Origin of the sequence: Rheinheimera sp. (assembly GCF_036782235.1) — a bacterium.
GTDB lineage: Bacteria > Pseudomonadota > Gammaproteobacteria > Enterobacterales > Alteromonadaceae > Pararheinheimera.
In genome coordinates this window covers 116,743-133,142 of record NZ_DAIPZL010000001.1, presented here as the reverse complement: position 1 = coordinate 133,142, position 16,400 = coordinate 116,743, and the positions used below count along the sequence as shown (strand labels likewise).

Here is a 16,400-nt window from a genome sequence, read left to right as displayed (position 1 = left end):
AATCTTAATGAGCAGAACCCCTGATACCGCGACGGTTCAAACTGACCTAGTGCCAGCAACTTTGCAGCTCTTGCAGCAAAGTGCCCCTTTTCAGTTGGCACAGCAATTACAACCCAGTCTTGAAGGCATCACTTTTGGTATTGGCGGCAGTTTATTATTGCTGGAGTTAGGCTTACTCAACACAGCACGTGATCTTGATCTGGTCTGCAGTCTGGCTGACTTTCCGCGGCTGAAGGCCGCGCTTGCTGCAAGCCTGACTCCGGTCGAGGTCCCCCCACATCCGCAGTATCAGAGTGAAGCTTTTGCCCGTTTTGTGAGTACCGAAGGGGTTGAAGTGGATGTAATGGCCGGGATCAGGGTGCAGCAGGCTCAGCAACTGCACTGCTGGCAATTTAAGCCAGAACGCCTTGAGTGGAGGCATCAGTTGCCCTGGATGTTGGCGGACGACTGGCTTGAACTTTATCAGCTGTTTCAGCGCCCTGAGCGGGTGCAGTTGTTACAGCGTTTTTTAGCGCAGTGTTAAAGCCTGGCCACCACCACAGCCGTTGATTCTACCCTTAGTGGTACCGGGTTATCACTGAGATGGCGGTATGCTGACCTCTGTGACTTCGGCGGCAATATCACCGTCAGCCAGTTTGAGCCGGACTTTATCACCAGACTGCAGTTGTGATGCCGACTTCACCACAGTGCTCTTGGCATCAAACACTATGCTGTAACCGCGCTGTAACGTTGCCAGCGGGCTGACGGTGTGCAATTCACGGCTGAGGGCCTGCCATTGTTGCTGCTTTTTCTGCAGCTGCTGGTTCAGGTTGAGTGTCAGCCTTTGTTGCAGCTGTTGCAGTTTCAGTTGCTGACGTTTGAGCTGTTGCTCTGGTGATAACAACCACAGCGCTTTGTGCTGCAGTTGTAACTGCTGGTGGTGCTGTTGCAGTTTGTGTTGCATCGCCTGTTGCAGACGGATCTGCAATTCATCGAGCCGCTGTTGCTGCTGTTGTAATCTTCTGGCCGGGTGTAACAGCTGCAGTTTACTGTGCTGATGTAAAAACAGCTGGGCTTTTTGCCCCAAGCGCTGGCGTATGCTCTGCGTCAGACGTTGTTTTAATTGCAGCAAGACCTGCAACTGATGCTGCTGATCCGGTGACACCAGTTCAGCGGCTGCTGAAGGCGTGGCGGCACGAACATCAGCAACAAAATCACTGATGGAAAAATCAATTTCATGGCCAACAGCACTGACAATAGGAATAGGGCAGTTTGCTATAGTGCGGGCCAGGGTTTCGTCGTTAAAACACCACATGTCTTCTATTGAACCACCGCCCCGGCCGATGATCAGAACATCACATTCGTTGCGGCGAATGGCATGCTGCAGTGCCGCTGTTAAATCGCCAGCGGCCTGGGCGCCTTGCACCAAAGAAGGGTAAATAATCACTTCAAGCGCCGGGGCACGGCGTTGTAGCACAGTTAAAATGTCGCGAATAGCAGCGCCCGTAGGGGAGGTGATCACACCTACTTTTTTCACCTGCAGCGGCAGGGCTTTTTTCCGTTCCGGCGCAAATAAGCCTTCAGCGGCCAGTTTGGCTTTAAGCTGCTCGTATTGTTGTCTTAATAAACCATCACCGGCCGGTTCGATAAAATCGGCCAGCAGCTGATATTCACCCCTGGGTTCATAGACACTGATACGGGCCCGCACCATCACCTGCTGACCATTGCGTGGAGTAAAAACGGCGTTGCGGTTGCTGGTTTTAAACATCGCCACTTTCACCTGAGCCGCTTGATCTTTCAGCGAAAAATACCAATGCCCTGAACTTGCCGCGACAAAATTTGACACCTCACCCACCAGCCATAACTGACGGAATTGCAGCTCTAAGGTGAGGCGAACTTCGGAGTTTAACCGGGAAACTGTGTAGATATCGGCTTGTTGCATAGCTTGGGTTCTGACAAAGCGCTGTAGCGAAAACTTTGGCTAATCTACCACAAAAGTAAAAAATGCGTTGTGACTGTGCGCGAAAGCGACTAAAATAGCGCCGCAACATTCCCCGATATTTAACTCACACAGCGAGATTGTTGCAATGCTCAGGATCGTGAAAGAAGCCCTCACATTTGACGACGTGTTACTTGTGCCGGCGCACTCCACAGTGTTACCCCATACCGCAGATCTGCGAACTCAACTGACCAGCAAAATCACTCTGAATATCCCGATGGTGTCTGCCTCGATGGATACAGTGACCGAAGCACGCCTTGCTATTGCGTTAGCACAGGAAGGTGGTCTTGGTTTTATCCATAAAAACATGACGATTGAAGAGCAGGCGGCCAACGTTCGTAAAGTGAAAAAATACGAAAGTGGTGTGGTATCTGACCCTGTGACAGTACGTCCTGAACAAACAGTGCGTGACGTACAGCAGCTGTCACAACAACACGGTTTTTCCGGTTTCCCAGTGGTGGATGCTGATCATAATCTGGTGGGTATTGTCACTGGCCGTGATTTAAATGTGGAATCAAACCCGCAGGCGCCTATTGCTTCTGTGATGACACCACGCGAGCGTCTGGTGACAGTGCATGAAGATTCACCACGCGAAAACGCCCTGACCTTAATGCACAAACACCGCATCGAAAAAGTGTTGGTGGTTGATAATGCCTTCAAACTTAAAGGTTTAATTACCGTTCGTGATTATTACAAAGCCGCCAGTAAACCAAATGCCTGTAAAGACGAGTTTGGCCGTTTACGGGTTGGTGCAGCTGTGGGGGTGGGCCCAGGTACTGACGAGCGTATTGCTGCGCTGGTGGAAGCCGGTGTCGATATTCTGCTGATTGATACGTCCCACGGTCACTCGCAAGGGGTGATTGACAGGGTAAAACAAACCCGCGCTTTGTACCCTGACTTACAAATTGTGGCCGGTAACGTGGCCACAGCTGAAGGCGCCAAAGCACTGGCCGACGCCGGTGCTAACGCAGTCAAAGTTGGTATCGGCCCGGGTTCTATCTGTACCACCCGCATTGTCACTGGTTGTGGTGTACCACAAATCACTGCTATTGCCGATGCAGTGGAAGGGGTAAAAGGCACTGATGTTTGTATTATTGCCGATGGTGGTATCCGCTTCTCCGGTGATATTTCCAAAGCTTTAGTAGCCGGCGCTCATTGTGTGATGGTCGGTTCTATGTTTGCCGGTACTGAAGAAGCGCCGGGCGAAGTAGAGTTGTATCAGGGCCGTTATTACAAATCTTACCGTGGTATGGGCTCGTTGGGCGCCATGGCACAGCGTAATGGTTCTTCAGACCGTTATTTCCAGGGCAGCAACAATGCGGAAAAACTGGTACCTGAAGGTATTGAAGGCCGTGTTGCTTACAAAGGTCCAATCGAAAACATCATTCACCAGCAGATGGGCGGGTTACGTTCATCTATGGGTCTGACCGGTTGTGAAACCATTGCTGTGCTGCGTACCAAACCAGTGTTTGTCAAAGTGACCTCTGCTGGTATGGGCGAGTCACACGTGCATGATGTGCAAATTACCAAAGAAGCGCCAAACTACCGTATTGGCTAAGTTAAAAACGCCGGCAGCCATGCCGGCGTTGTTTTTATCGCTGGTGCATGCCGGCGTAGTTTTCCAGCCGGAGCACTCCGGCCAGCTACCAACACAAGGTTGATATGAGCAAAAATATCCATTTCCATCGTATCCTGATCCTCGATTTTGGTTCGCAATATACCCAGTTGATCGCGCGTCGTGTCCGCGAAATTGGCGTGTATTGTGAGCTGTGGGCCTGGGATGTCACTGCAGAGCAAATCGCTGAATTTAACCCAACCGGTATTATTTTATCCGGCGGCCCTGAAAGTGTGACCGAAGCAGGTTCACCGCGGGCACCGCAGTATGTGTTTGAAGCCAATGTGCCAGTGCTTGGTGTTTGTTATGGCATGCAAACCATGGCAGAGCAGCTGGGTGGTAAAGTGGCCAGTTCAGATAAACGTGAATTTGGTTATGCCCAGGTGGAAGTGATTGCTTCGAACCCGATGTTTGCCGGTATTGAAGATCACGTTAATGACAAAGGCCACGGTTTATTAGATGTGTGGATGAGTCATGGCGACAAAGTTGTTGAAATTCCAGCAGGTTTTGTCACCACAGCCCAAACGCCAACTTGCCCGCATGCCGCCATGGCCAACGAAGCCAAACAGTTTTACGGTGTACAGTTCCACCCTGAAGTCACACATACCCGTCAGGGCCTGCGGATGCTGGAACAGTTTATTGTTGATATCTGCGGTTGTGAAAAACTCTGGACGCCGGCCACTATCATTGATGACGCCATTGTGAACATCAAACAACAAGTGGGCGACGATCAGGTGATTTTAGGTTTGTCCGGCGGCGTGGATTCATCCGTGGTTGCCATGTTGCTGCACCGTGCCATTGGCAAAAACCTGACCTGTGTTTTTGTCGATAACGGCCTGTTACGTTTGAACGAAGGCCAGCAGGTGATGGATATGTTTGGTGACCACTTTGGTCTGAACATTATCCATGTGAAAGCCGAAGATCGTTTCCTCGACGCACTGAAAGGTGTGGATGAACCAGAAGCCAAACGCAAAATTATCGGCCGTGTTTTTGTGGAAGTTTTTGACGAAGAAGCAAAAAAATTAACCAACGCCAAATGGTTAGCACAGGGCACTATTTATCCTGACGTGATTGAGTCTGCCGCCTCAAAAACCGGTAAAGCCCATGTGATTAAGTCGCACCATAACGTGGGTGGTTTGCCGGCCGAAATGAAGATGGGCCTGGTTGAGCCTTTGCGTGAACTTTTTAAAGACGAAGTGCGCAAAGTAGGTCTGGCGCTTGGTCTGCCTTACGACATGCTGTACCGTCATCCGTTCCCAGGCCCAGGTTTAGGGGTGCGGGTATTGGGTGAAGTGAAAAAAGAATATTGTGATTTACTGCGCAAAGCCGATGCAATTTTTATTGAAGAGTTGCATAAGTCCGGTTGGTACGAGCAAGTCAGCCAGGCCTTCACTGTATTCCTGCCGGTAAAATCAGTAGGTGTGATGGGCGATGGCCGTAAATACGACTGGGTAGTGTCGCTGCGCGCGGTACAAACCGTTGATTTTATGACAGCGCACTGGGCGCATCTGCCGTACGAGCTGCTGGGTCATGTGTCGAACCGTATTATTAATGAAGTAAACGGCATTTCCCGCGTGGTGTATGACGTGTCTGGTAAACCACCAGCCACTATTGAGTGGGAATAAGTCGAGCGCAGGCGCGTTTTGACGGCCTGAGCAAATACAAAAGGAGCCAAATGGCTCCTTTTTTTATCCGCAGTGCTTGCACTTTCTTTTGTTGTTCAGCTTTGTATTACAGCTGATTAATTTGTTGTTTCAGGTGATAAGATTTGTCGGTCACTATGGCTTCCAGTGTCGCCACTCTTTGTTTTAAATCTGCAATTTCTTGTTGTAAGGCTTCGCTGCCGGCGCCGGCATTTTGTAACTTCACTTTTGTTTTATTGCGCTGCTCATAAAAAGCGTAAGCAAAAGCCAAAACCACAGCAACAAAACCAATATCAAATATACCCATGATGTTTCCCTTATTGTTGAAATGATAGGAGGAAAGGCAATTGTTATACCAAAGTTATAACTTAATAAAAACAATAAGTTGTAAAAACATCTTTTCACGGATTTAGCAACTTCACCAGAAAATAGTCAAATTTGTCAGTGGCTGGTGGTAAAATTTTTCATCCCCGGGATTTTGATAAGTAGTGTGATGTCCGAAATACCACAAGTTGTCACTGAGCAGCAAACTGATGAACGCTGGATGCACTATGCGTTGGCGCTTGCCGACAAAGCCGAACAAGCCGGCGAAATTCCGGTCGGGGCTGTGCTGGTCAAAGACAATCAGGTGATTGGCGAAGGCTGGAATATGTCGATCTGCCGGCATGACCCATCGGCCCATGCCGAAATGCTGGCTATCCGTGAGGCGGCTGTGCGGGTGCAGAACTACCGGTTATTGGACACCACTTTATATGTGACACTGGAGCCCTGTGCTATGTGCGCCGGCTTGCTGGTGCACAGCAGGGTGAAAAGACTGGTGTTTGGCGCTTTTGACACTAAAACCGGAGCCGCTGGTTCAGTCACAGACTTAGTGCGCCATCCGGTGCTGAATCATCAGCTGGAAGTGACTTCCGGGGTGCTGGCTGAGCAATGCGCCGACAAACTGTCCAGTTTTTTCCGGCGTCGCCGGCAGGAACATAAAGCGGCCAAAGCTTTACGACAGGCACAGGATCCGGAAAATCAGGGGAACAGTGAAAGTTAGCTAACGGCTTCGTTTTGTTGTTCAGATTGCAGTATGGTCTGGAAGTTACGTTGCCGGCGATGCAGTTTGAGCACGGCCACATTACGTTTAATACGACGACGAACAGCACCAACATCCATAATGCGGCGCTTTTTTAACATTTTAGGTCTTTTGCGTTTAAGCATGCAGCACTCCAGCTGAGGGTAAAACGAAGCGCAACTATAAACAGCACCAGTGTTGATCTCAAGCTGGCTTGACGGCTAACAGCCCGGATCTGGTGTTGCTGTGGTTAGTTTTTGCGTTCTGAGCCAGTTTTACCTTTGTTGTCAGGTTGTTTTTTAGTGTTTTTGCTGGCCGGTTTATTTGCAGCGGCTTCGAGTTGTTCGCCGTATTCTTCCGCCAGTTTTTGTTTTTGTTGCTGAATTTTTAATTCGGCTTGTTTTTTCTCATCAACCCAAAGCAGGGTATCAAAATAACGGCGGATATTTTCCACGTAATAAACCGCATGGTCGCCCCGGGCGTAACCGGTGCGGGTCTGGCTGTAATATTTCCGCTGGCGCAATAATGATAAACGTTGTTTAACTTCAGCCCATTTATCCGGATCAGCACCGTCTTTTTCCGTCAGCATCCGGGCACTTTCCACATGGTTATAACCAATGTTGTAGCCGGCCAGCGCAAACCAGAGCCGGTCCGGCATTTTTACCCGCTCCGGCATCCGATCAATGAGTTTTTGCAGATATTTACTGCCACCTCTGATGCTTTGTGCTGCATCTACCCGGCTGGTGACTTTCATCGAGTTTGCGGTGTTCACGGTGAGCATCATCATACCCACCACCCCTTGTGGGCTGCGGGCTTTAGGGTCCCAGCGCGATTCCTGGTAGGCAATAGCGGCCAGCAAACGCCAGTCTAAATTGCCGGAATGTTGCTCGAACAGCGCGCGGTAACGCGGTAACACTTTATCTATGGCTTCAATATAATCCAGGGTGTCGGCATAGTTAAAACGCCGGACATGGCCAAAATATTTATCTTCCAGACTTAATAATTCAGCACCTTCGTAACTGCGGCCAAAAAATTCCACCAGCACGCTCATCAGTGAGTCGTCATTATTTTTTGCCAATAACCAGGCCACCGGCTGCTGGCTTTTCAGCACCATGGCGACACCAAGATTGGGATAAAAACGCTGATTGATCGCCAACAAGTGGGAGTCGGCCACAGTGTACTGAATTTTGCCATCGGCCACTTGTTGCAATAATTCAGTGGCATCGTCTGTTTCGTTCAGGCTAAGCGCCAGCTCAGGCAATTCTGCCTGCTTTTTCAGCATGGTTTCTGCCTGACTGGAGCCTTTTAATACCACCACCGGAGCGCTGAGTTCGGCCAGCGACTTGGGCTTTTTTTCAGTTTGACGAAATACCAGTACTTCGTCGCTCCACTGGTAGGCCGGCGCCAGCCGGTATTGGGCGCGCAAACTTTCAGAAACTGTGGAACCCGACGCAATCACATCCACCTGGCCGGTGCGCAGTTTTTCCAGTAGTTCTTCTAAATGAAAGCTGGGGACCAGCTCTAATTTCACACCCAGTTTTTCCGCGAGTGCCACCGCCAGTTCATATTCATAACCTGTGGCGCCATCGGCGGTTACATAATAACTGGTAGGGCCGTTTAAAATGCCGACTCTGATGCTATCGCGTTGATAAATCTGATGTAAATGCATAGGCTCAGGCGCTGGCGTACAAGCAGCCAGGCTCAGCATCAGCATGATCATCAGTACTAGCAACAGCACTTTCCAACGCATTCTTTCAGGCCTTTTACAAAATTGAGCCGCCAGTTATATCAAAATTCCGCCTTGTCGTCAGTTTTTACTCATACCCTTTATGCTGGTTCTTCTATATAATGCAGCGCCTGATTTGAGGTTCCATCGACGTTCAACCCACGGGAAAAAAGCCTATGTTGATCCTGCGTGGTGCACCAGCACTGTCCGAGTTCAGAATTCAAAAGTTCATCGATCAATGCGCCAAAGCGGCGTTACCTGTCACCGAAATTTATGCCGAGTTTGTCCATTTTGCCGATGTCACCGGCGAATTAACTGCCGAACAGCAGCATGTACTAGACAAATTATTGACCTACGGACCAACCATCACCAGCCATCAACCAACAGGATTTTTATTGTTGGTGACACCAAGACCCGGCACTATTTCGCCCTGGTCGTCCAAAGCCACTGACATTGCACACAACTGTGGTTTAAATCAAATCAAACGCTTAGAACGTGGTCTGGCTTATTATGTCGCCACCAGCCGTACTTTAACGGCCGAAGAGCACAAACAACTGGCCGCTTTATTACATGACCGCATGATGGAGTCGGTGTTTACCGAACTTGATCAGGCACAGGCGCTGTTCCGCAAAGCTGAACCTGCACCTTTAGCTTCAGTTGATATTTTAGCCGGTGGCCGTGAAGCACTGGTTGAAGCCAATATCCGCATGGGTTTAGCACTGGCTGAAGATGAAATTGATTATCTGGTCAGCAACTTTAACGCGCTGGGCCGCAATCCAAATGACATCGAACTTTATATGTTCGCGCAGGCCAACTCTGAGCACTGCCGTCACAAAATTTTTAACGCCGACTGGACTATAGACGGTGAAAAACAGCCCAAGTCGCTGTTTAAAATGATTAAAAACACTTTCGAAAAAACGCCGGATTATGTGTTGTCGGCCTATAAAGATAACGCCGCTGTGATGGTTGGTTCCAAAGCAGGCCGTTTTTTCCCCACGCCTGATGCACAGGAATACCAATATCACCATGAAGACATTCATGTGCTGATGAAAGTTGAAACCCACAACCACCCAACCGCTATTTCACCATTCCCTGGTGCGGCCACTGGTTCTGGTGGTGAAATCCGTGACGAAGGTGCAACAGGGGTTGGCTCTAAGCCAAAAGCCGGTCTGGTTGGTTTTTCGGTGTCTAACTTACGTATCCCGGGTTTTGAACAGCCGTGGGAAAGCGACTTTGGCAAACCAGACCGTATTGTCAACGCGCTTGATATCATGATTGAAGGCCCACTGGGTGGCGCTGCTTTTAACAACGAATTTGGCCGGCCGAATATTTTAGGTTATTTCCGTACTTACGAAGAAAAAGTGCCAAGCCACAATGGTGAAGAAGTGCGTGGTTACCACAAGCCAATTATGCTGGCCGGTGGTTTAGGCAATATCCGTGCTGAACATGTGCAAAAAGGTGAGTTACCTGTTGGTGCCAAGCTGGTGGTGTTAGGTGGCCCGGCGATGAATATCGGTTTGGGTGGTGGCGCCGCTTCGTCGATGGCTTCAGGTCAGTCGGCGGAAGATTTAGATTTTGCGTCAGTACAACGGGAAAACCCGGAAATTGAACGCCGGTGTCAGGAAGTGATTGACCGCTGCTGGCAGCTGGGCGCAGACAACCCTATTGTATTTATCCACGACGTGGGTGCCGGTGGTTTATCCAACGCTTTCCCTGAACTGGTCAACGACGGTGGTGTTGGCGGTAAATTTGAGCTGCGCAACGTACCCAATGATGAACCAGGCATGTCGCCGCTGGAGATCTGGTGTAACGAATCACAAGAGCGTTATGTGATGGCCATTCCGGCCGACAAAATGCCGGTGTTTGAGCAAATCTGTAAACGTGAACGTGCGCCTTATGCGGTGGTGGGTGAAGCCACAGCTGAGCAGCATTTAACACTGTCAGATAAACACTTTGGCAATATGCCTATTGATTTACCGTTGTCAGTATTACTGGGCAAAGCTCCAAAAATGCACCGTGACGTGACAAGTGCCAAAGGTGCGGGTAAAAAGCTGGATTTTGCCGGTGTCAGTATCAAAGATGCCACTGAGCGTTTATTGCGTTTACCAACCATCGCTGAAAAAACTTTCTTAATCAGCATTGGCGACCGTTCAGTGACTGGTATGGTGGCGCGCGACCAGATGGTCGGCCCATGGCAGGTGCCTGTGGCTAACTGCGCTGTCACCACAGCGGCACTGGACACCTATCATGGTGAAGCCATGTCGATGGGTGAACGTACACCTGTGGCGCTGTTAGACTTTGCCGCTTCTGCACGTCTGGCAGTGGCAGAAGCTATTACCAATATTGCAGCCACTGATATTGGCGAGCTCAAACGCATTAAACTCTCTGCCAACTGGATGTCTGCTGCCGGTCACCCGGGTGAGGACGCTGGTTTATATGCCGCAGTTAAAGCTATTGGCGAAGAATTATGTCCAGCGCTGGAAGTGACGATTCCGGTCGGTAAAGACTCGATGTCGATGAAAACCAAATGGCAACAAAACGGCGAAGACAAAGCTGTCACGTCACCATTATCCCTGGTGATTACCGCTTTTGCCCGGGTTGAAGATGTGCGTAAAACAGTGACGCCACAACTGCGCACTGACAAAGGCGCGTCGTCGTTATTGCTGATTGATTTAGGTTTGGGCGAAAACCGGTTAGGTGCTTCTTGTTTAGCTCAGGTATACAAACAGCTGGGCGAGACGACACCGGATTTAGCCACACCAGATTTGTTAATCAATTTCTTTAATGCCATTCAGAAGCTGACCACAGAGCAGAAACTGCTGGCGTACCATGACCGTTCAGACGGTGGTGTGCTGTTAACGCTGGCAGAAATGGCTTTTGCCGGTAAAGCGGGCTGGACAGTTGATGTTGCGGCTTTAGGCCAAAACAGCCAAAGCGACTTAGCGCTGTTGTTTAGCGAAGAGTTAGGTGCTGTTATTCAGGTGGCTGACAGTGATCTTGCTTATGTACAACAAGTGCTGGCGAGCTTTAACCTGCAGGCCAACAGCCATCTGTTAGGCGCTGTCAACAACAGCGATGAGCTGGTGGTACAACGTGATGGCAAGGTTATTTTCAGCGATTTACGCACCCGTTTACGTTCTATCTGGGCAGAAACCACCTATCAGATGCAGGCACTGCGTGATAACCCAGATTGTGCCAAACAAGAGTTTGTGGCGAAGTCAGATAAAAACGATCCTGGCCTGAACGTGAAGTTAAGCTTTGATTTAAATGAAGATGTGGCAGCGCCTTATATCCTCAAAGGGGCAAAACCACGCATTGCTGTGCTGCGTGAGCAGGGTGTGAACTCTCATGTGGAAATGGCCGCAGCCTTTAACCGCGCTGGTTTTACTGCGGTTGACGTGCATATGTCGGATATTTTGTCTGGTCGTCGTGGTTTAGCAGAATTTAACGGTTTAGTGGCTTGTGGTGGTTTCTCATACGGTGACGTTTTAGGCGCCGGTGAAGGCTGGGCCAAGTCTATTCTGTTTAACGACAAAGCCCGCAGCGAATTTGCCCGTTTCTTTGAACGTGACAGCACCTTTACGCTGGGCGTGTGTAACGGTTGTCAGATGGTCTCTAACCTGAAAACGCTGATCCCTGGTGCTGAGTTATGGCCACGTTTTGTGCGCAATAAGTCAGACCGTTTTGAAGCGCGTTTTAGCCTGGTGCAAGTGCAGCAAAGCCAATCTGTATTAATGGCGGGTATGGCCGGTTCACAGATGCCAATTGCGGTGTCGCATGGTGAAGGTCATGCCGAGTTTGCAAGCGCTGCTGCTTTGGCCGCCGCGGAGCAACAAGGTATAGTGGCGCTGCGTTTTGTTGACAACTATGGTCAGGTGACGCAGCAGTACCCGAACAACCCGAACGGTTCGCCAAATGGTATTACCGCTCTGACTACCACAGATGGCCGTGCCACTATTATGATGCCACACCCTGAGCGGGTATTCCGCGCCGTCAGCAACAGCTGGCATCCGGATGAATGGCAGGAAGACAGCCCGTGGATGCGGATGTTCCGTAACGCGCGGGTTTGGCTGGGGTAATGTCAGCCTGGCGTGATTTGCTGCGGCAATAGCGCCAATCTGTGTTTGTAAAAAACCAGCTGCGGCTGGTTTTTTATTGCGGTAGGTTTCAGGTGTGGTAGCAGATAAAAAAACAGCGGCATTAGCCGCTGTTTTTTTGTGTGGTTGTTTAATGCGCTTTACATTGTCCAGCGTACGCCAACCATCACCACCAGCGGGTCAATCTGTACCTCAACTTTTTGAATAGTGTTGCCGTTTACTTTGACTTCACCTGTAGTGTCGATGTCCATTTTGCTGACCATCAGGTGGGCACCCCAGTTGCTATTGATCTGATAATTAACACCAGCCTGCAAGGCTAAACCAAAGCTGTCATCCAGTTTTAAATCCACGTCATCCGCGCTGGTGGTGACTTTCAGTGCCTGAAGTGTGCTTTTTAACGTACCAGATGCGGATGAATCAAAAAATTTGGTGTAGTTCAGGCCAACACCAACAAAAGGGTCAAACTTGCTGTCGCCCAAGTCAAAATGATATTGCGCCACTAAGGTTGGTGGTAAATGTTTGGTATTGCCGATATCCAGACCGTCAATGGCTGAACCTTTCACTTCCACATCATGGCTGAACGGCGTGGCAGCAATCAGCTCGACAGTCCAGTTTTTGTTGATGGCATAATCCAGCGTTAAACCCAGCTGCGTATTGTTATTCACGGAGACCGCGGTAGAGCCTGCCGGTAACCCAGCCACTTGTTCCACCACATTCAGCGAGCTGCTGCTGTCGTTTGGCGCTACGGTAATAGCGCCCACATTCACCGATAAACCGGCAAAAGCCGGGGCAGACAGAGTTCCAATAGCCAGAACCAGAGCGCTGATAGCTGTTTTCATCTTTGTTTTCCTTAGGATTTGTGCGTTTTTGCAACTGCAGGCATTGTGCGCTTTGCCGGATGAAAAACTTTGGGCTGGATCAAAGAACAATGGAGGTAACCCTGATTTTCCGTGCAGAATTTGATGTAAAACAAAGTTTGCTATGGTGCCGACCAGACTCACTTTGTTGAAAAATTACATACGTATGCAAGGGGTGGTGCTTTGCATTCGGGCTGCCTGCGCGTATAGTACAAACAGTCTGATATGCGTGCAGGCCTTGGCAGTCAAGCCTGGCGGGGGAGAGAACTGCAAAAGCGCACATCGGGTACATCACAGGATAGACAGACCATAACAAGAGAAATTGTATGTCAGTAACCACACCGACCAGCGCAAGCGCAGCGCAGGGCGAAGCCGGGCAAAATTATCATTTTGCTCTGACCAGCCTGACTTTTTTGTTTTTTATCTGGGGTTTTATTACCTGTTTAAACGATATTTTAATCCCGCATCTGAAAAACGTGTTTGACCTGAACTACACCCAGGCCATGTTGATCCAGTTCTGTTTTTTTGGTGCTTATTTTCTGGTATCCATTCCGGCCGGTTTCCTGGTGAAAAAAGCCGGTTACCAGCGCGGTATTGTGATAGGGCTGATTATTGCCGCCATCGGTTGTTTATTGTTTTATCCGGCCGCTTCGTTGCAGCAATATCCGTTATTTCTGGGTGCACTTTTTGTGCTGGCATCCGGTATCACGATTTTACAGGTGGCAGCCAACCCCTATGTGACAGCCCTTGGCAAAGCAGAAACGGCGTCCAGCCGCTTAACCATGACCCAGGCGTTTAATTCATTGGGCACTACTATTGCTCCCTGGTTTGGCGGTTTGTTGATCCTGGCTGCTGCAACTGCCGAAGCGGGCACTGCTGAATTTAAAGCGCAGGAAGCTGCCGCTGTGCAGGTGCCTTATCTGATGCTGGCCACAGCCTTATTGGTGCTGGCGGTTATTTTTGCGTTGCTGAAACTGCCAAAAGTGACAGAACATCACCAAACTGAAGTCGCTGATGCCAACCCGGGGTCGGCCTGGCAATATAGCCATCTGATGTTGGGTGCTCTGGGTATTTTTGTGTATGTGGGAGGTGAAGTCGCCATCGGCAGCTTTTTGGTGAACTTCCTTGGTGAGCCGGACATTGCCGGTTTAGCCGAAGCCGATGCCGCCAAGTACATCAGTTATTATTGGGGCGGAGCTCTGGTTGGCCGTGTGATTGGCGCTTTAGTGATGCAAAAAATTGCGGCAGGTAAAGTACTGGCCTTTAATGCGGTGGCCGCTGCGGTCTTGGTATTGCTTGCTATCACCGGCTCTGGTGCCCTCGCTATGTGGGCCATTCTGGCGGTGGGTTTATTTAACTCTATTATGTTCCCAACCATATTCAGTCTGGCGGTGACAGGTTTAGGTAAATACACCAGTCAGGGTAGTGGAGTACTCTGCCTGGCTATTGTCGGCGGCGCTATAGTACCGCTGCTGCAGGGCGTGCTGGCTGATACCATTGGTTTGCAGCTGTCCTTTATTCTGCCGGTGCTTTGTTACGCTTATATCTGTTTTTACGGTTTAAAAGGGTCTGTGCCAAAACAATAAGGTTGTGACCTGACAATAAAAAACCGCCGGCTGGCGGTTTTTTTATGGGTTGCCGTCGCTTGTGCTACTGTGTTTTGCCATCAGATATCGGCAGTTGCAGCTTCCTGCTCGTGTTGGGATTCGCCAAGATAACGTTGTTTTTTCGCACTTTTCAGCATAGTTAAATCCACCAGCACCAAACCATCCACACAATCGGCAAAGTCCGGATCCACACCAAAAGCCAGAAACTTCACACCTCCAGGTTCGGCAATTTCGCTGTACTGTTTATACAAGGTAGGCACACTGAGGCCCATATGTGCCAGCAGGTGTTTGAGCTGGGTAAAGTCGGCCTGATAGTTATTGCCGCTAAAATGTTGTTGCAGCTGCTCCAGAGTGGCAAAAGGCAGCTGATAAGGCAGATTAGGTACAGCACTGTCATTTTCTTCCGAAAAATACAAAGTGTAAAAATACACCAGCAAGTCGCGTGCGGCTTTGGGGTAGGCATTGGACAAACTGACCCCACCAAACAAATACCGCAGCTGGGGCTGACGTTTTAAATAAGCACCAATGCCATACCACAAATAGTCGAGGCTGCGTTTGCCCCAGTATTTGGGCTGCACAAAACTGCGGCCAAGTTCCAGCCCCTGCGCCAGATAAGGCGTCATCTGCTCACTAAAACGAAACAAAGAAGCGGTATACAAACCTTCAATGCCATGTGCTGCCATCACCTGTTGGGTATTGGCAAAACGATAAGCACCCACAATTTCCAGCTCATCGTTGTCCCATAAAATAAGCTGCTCGTAATAACTGTCAAAACGGTCGATGTCGCGGCGCAGGCCACTGCCTTCGCCTACGGCACGAAAAGATATTTCCCTAAGCCGGCCAATTTCACGCAATATCGGCGAGCTTAAAGCCGACTGATACAGATAAATTTGTTTGCCATCTGCGGTTTCACCCAATAACTCGCAGGCTGCAATGGCTTTTTTCAGTTCTTGCCGGTCTTCGGGGTGGGCAATGGCGGTTTGGGTTTTAAACAGCGGCGCTTTGTTTTTGCCAAGCCGGTATAAGTGTTTTTTAAACAGTTTGACACAGGCCTGGGTTTCCAGCGGCAGCTGGGCAAAACTGTCATAAGGGATCAGCTCACCAATCCGGATGCCTATGCTTTTATGTTTTTGTTTAAACATCTCCTGCACCAGCAACATAGTTGCCAATGGTTTGTACAACATCGAAGCGCCGTAAAACAGCGCCGAGTTGCGGGCATCGATATACACCGGCAGCACCGGCGCTTTGGCTGCTTTGGCAAAACGTAAAAAACCGGCATGCCATTTGCCGTCGCGGATGCCGTTAGGTTTCAGGCGGGACACTTCACCGGCTGGAAAGACAATAACAGCCCCTTCGCCGGCCAGATGTTGACTGATCCGATCCAGGCAACGTCTTTCGGTGCCACCTTGCATATTATTCACTGGCAACAGCAGCTGATGCAGGGGGGTGACCGCACTCAGCAACTGGTTGGCAACCACTTTTACATCAGGGCGTACTTCGTGGACTAATTTCACCAGCGCCAGGCCATCGAGCGAGCCAATAGGGTGATTGGCAATAATTACCAGCCGGCCCTGGGGGGGAATACGTTCCAGTTCGTTGTCGCGTACGGCATAACTAAAGTGGAAATACTGCAGCACCTGCTCAATAAATTCGATGCCCTGCAGGTGTGGATAACGCTCGGCAAAAGCGCTGAACTCCTGCTCATGTAACAGATGTTTGAGTGCCCCTTTCACCGGTTTTTCCAGCCAGGGTTTTTGCTGTAACTGTGGCAGATGTTGTGCCACCACCTGATCAACGTTAATCATACCCACTCCGCT

Annotated in this window: 12 protein-coding genes; 6 read left to right on the top strand and 6 right to left on the bottom strand. The window is 49.8% G+C overall.

The features are described 5' to 3' along the window. Positions 1 to 7 precede the first annotated feature (7 nt). The gene (locus tag V7P87_RS00550; RefSeq protein WP_333795689.1) at positions 8 to 523 is read left to right on the top strand and encodes a hypothetical protein; all 516 of its coding nucleotides are present in this window, start codon (positions 8 to 10) and stop codon (positions 521 to 523) included. Positions 524 to 574: 51 nt separating this feature from the next. Here V7P87_RS00550 and xseA read toward each other — a convergent pair whose 3' ends face one another. Next, positions 575 to 1,921, bottom strand: coding sequence for an exodeoxyribonuclease VII large subunit (xseA, locus tag V7P87_RS00545; RefSeq protein WP_333795688.1), 1,347 nt, complete (start codon positions 1,919 to 1,921; stop codon positions 575 to 577). A 145-nt stretch (positions 1,922 to 2,066) separates the two neighbouring features. On the opposite strand from xseA, the gene guaB reads away from it, so the two are divergent. Continuing rightward, entirely contained in the window at positions 2,067 to 3,536 is a 1,470-nt protein-coding gene (gene guaB / locus V7P87_RS00540) for an IMP dehydrogenase (protein WP_333795687.1), read from the top strand. Between the two features lie 104 nt (positions 3,537 to 3,640). Beyond that, positions 3,641 to 5,218, top strand: coding sequence for a glutamine-hydrolyzing GMP synthase (guaA, locus tag V7P87_RS00535; protein ID WP_260655649.1), 1,578 nt, complete (start codon positions 3,641 to 3,643; stop codon positions 5,216 to 5,218). Between the two features lie 106 nt (positions 5,219 to 5,324). On the opposite strand, the gene V7P87_RS00530 is transcribed toward guaA, so the two are convergent. Continuing rightward, positions 5,325 to 5,543 carry a hypothetical protein gene (locus V7P87_RS00530; RefSeq protein WP_333795686.1) on the bottom strand — a complete coding sequence of 73 codons (219 nt, stop codon included), beginning with the start codon at positions 5,541 to 5,543 and terminating at the stop codon, positions 5,325 to 5,327. Between the two features lie 186 nt (positions 5,544 to 5,729). Between V7P87_RS00530 and tadA the strand changes: the two genes are divergently transcribed. Continuing rightward, on the top strand, positions 5,730 to 6,278 hold the full coding sequence (gene tadA / locus V7P87_RS00525) for a tRNA adenosine(34) deaminase TadA (RefSeq protein ID WP_333795685.1): 549 nt from the start codon (positions 5,730 to 5,732) through the stop codon (positions 6,276 to 6,278). On the opposite strand, the gene V7P87_RS00520 is transcribed toward tadA, so the two are convergent. Both V7P87_RS00520 and mltF read right to left on the bottom strand, forming a co-directional pair. Next, positions 6,275 to 6,442 (bottom strand): hypothetical protein, encoded by a 168-nt coding sequence (locus tag V7P87_RS00520; protein WP_260655652.1) that lies wholly within the window; start codon positions 6,440 to 6,442, stop codon positions 6,275 to 6,277. The two genes, tadA and V7P87_RS00520, sit on opposite strands and share 4 nt — an antisense overlap. Before the next feature lie 104 nt (positions 6,443 to 6,546). Beyond that, positions 6,547 to 8,046: a membrane-bound lytic murein transglycosylase MltF gene (gene mltF, locus V7P87_RS00515; protein WP_333795684.1), complete on the bottom strand. Its 1,500-nt coding sequence runs from the start codon at positions 8,044 to 8,046 to the stop codon at positions 6,547 to 6,549. 152 nt (positions 8,047 to 8,198) lie between these two features. Between mltF and purL the strand changes: the two genes are divergently transcribed. After that, complete coding sequence (gene purL, locus V7P87_RS00510; protein ID WP_333795683.1) at positions 8,199 to 12,101, top strand: phosphoribosylformylglycinamidine synthase; 3,903 nt, start codon at positions 8,199 to 8,201, stop codon at positions 12,099 to 12,101. Between the two features lie 158 nt (positions 12,102 to 12,259). On the opposite strand, the gene V7P87_RS00505 is transcribed toward purL, so the two are convergent. Next, positions 12,260 to 12,958 carry an OmpW/AlkL family protein gene (locus tag V7P87_RS00505; RefSeq protein WP_296300286.1) on the bottom strand — a complete coding sequence of 233 codons (699 nt, stop codon included), beginning with the start codon at positions 12,956 to 12,958 and terminating at the stop codon, positions 12,260 to 12,262. A 344-nt stretch (positions 12,959 to 13,302) separates the two neighbouring features. Here V7P87_RS00505 and V7P87_RS00500 point away from each other — a divergent pair, with 344 nt between their 5' ends. Beyond that, positions 13,303 to 14,562: a sugar MFS transporter gene (locus V7P87_RS00500; protein ID WP_333795682.1), complete on the top strand. Its 1,260-nt coding sequence runs from the start codon at positions 13,303 to 13,305 to the stop codon at positions 14,560 to 14,562. Positions 14,563 to 14,642: 80 nt separating this feature from the next. On the opposite strand, the gene V7P87_RS00495 is transcribed toward V7P87_RS00500, so the two are convergent. Next, positions 14,643 to 16,388, bottom strand: a complete 1,746-nt coding sequence (locus V7P87_RS00495) for a lysophospholipid acyltransferase family protein (RefSeq protein WP_333795681.1) — start codon at positions 16,386 to 16,388, stop codon at positions 14,643 to 14,645. Positions 16,389 to 16,400 lie beyond the last annotated feature (12 nt).

What these genes read in the sequence shown, in the direction of transcription:
- xseA (WP_333795688.1), bottom strand. Translation starts at nt 1,921, where the DNA reads ATGCAACAAGCCGATATCTACACAGTTTCCCGGTTAAACTCCGAAGTT.
- V7P87_RS00520 (WP_260655652.1), bottom strand. Translation starts at nt 6,442, where the DNA reads ATGCTTAAACGCAAAAGACCTAAAATGTTAAAAAAGCGCCGCATTATG.
- mltF (WP_333795684.1), bottom strand. Translation starts at nt 8,046, where the DNA reads ATGCGTTGGAAAGTGCTGTTGCTAGTACTGATGATCATGCTGATGCTG.
- purL (WP_333795683.1), top strand. Translation starts at nt 8,199, where the DNA reads ATGTTGATCCTGCGTGGTGCACCAGCACTGTCCGAGTTCAGAATTCAA.
- V7P87_RS00495 (WP_333795681.1), bottom strand. Translation starts at nt 16,388, where the DNA reads ATGATTAACGTTGATCAGGTGGTGGCACAACATCTGCCACAGTTACAG.
- tadA (WP_333795685.1), top strand. Translation starts at nt 5,730, where the DNA reads ATGTCCGAAATACCACAAGTTGTCACTGAGCAGCAAACTGATGAACGC.
- guaA (WP_260655649.1), top strand. Translation starts at nt 3,641, where the DNA reads ATGAGCAAAAATATCCATTTCCATCGTATCCTGATCCTCGATTTTGGT.
- V7P87_RS00505 (WP_296300286.1), bottom strand. Translation starts at nt 12,958, where the DNA reads ATGAAAACAGCTATCAGCGCTCTGGTTCTGGCTATTGGAACTCTGTCT.
- V7P87_RS00500 (WP_333795682.1), top strand. Translation starts at nt 13,303, where the DNA reads ATGTCAGTAACCACACCGACCAGCGCAAGCGCAGCGCAGGGCGAAGCC.
- V7P87_RS00550 (WP_333795689.1), top strand. Translation starts at nt 8, where the DNA reads ATGAGCAGAACCCCTGATACCGCGACGGTTCAAACTGACCTAGTGCCA.
- guaB (WP_333795687.1), top strand. Translation starts at nt 2,067, where the DNA reads ATGCTCAGGATCGTGAAAGAAGCCCTCACATTTGACGACGTGTTACTT.
- V7P87_RS00530 (WP_333795686.1), bottom strand. Translation starts at nt 5,543, where the DNA reads ATGGGTATATTTGATATTGGTTTTGTTGCTGTGGTTTTGGCTTTTGCT.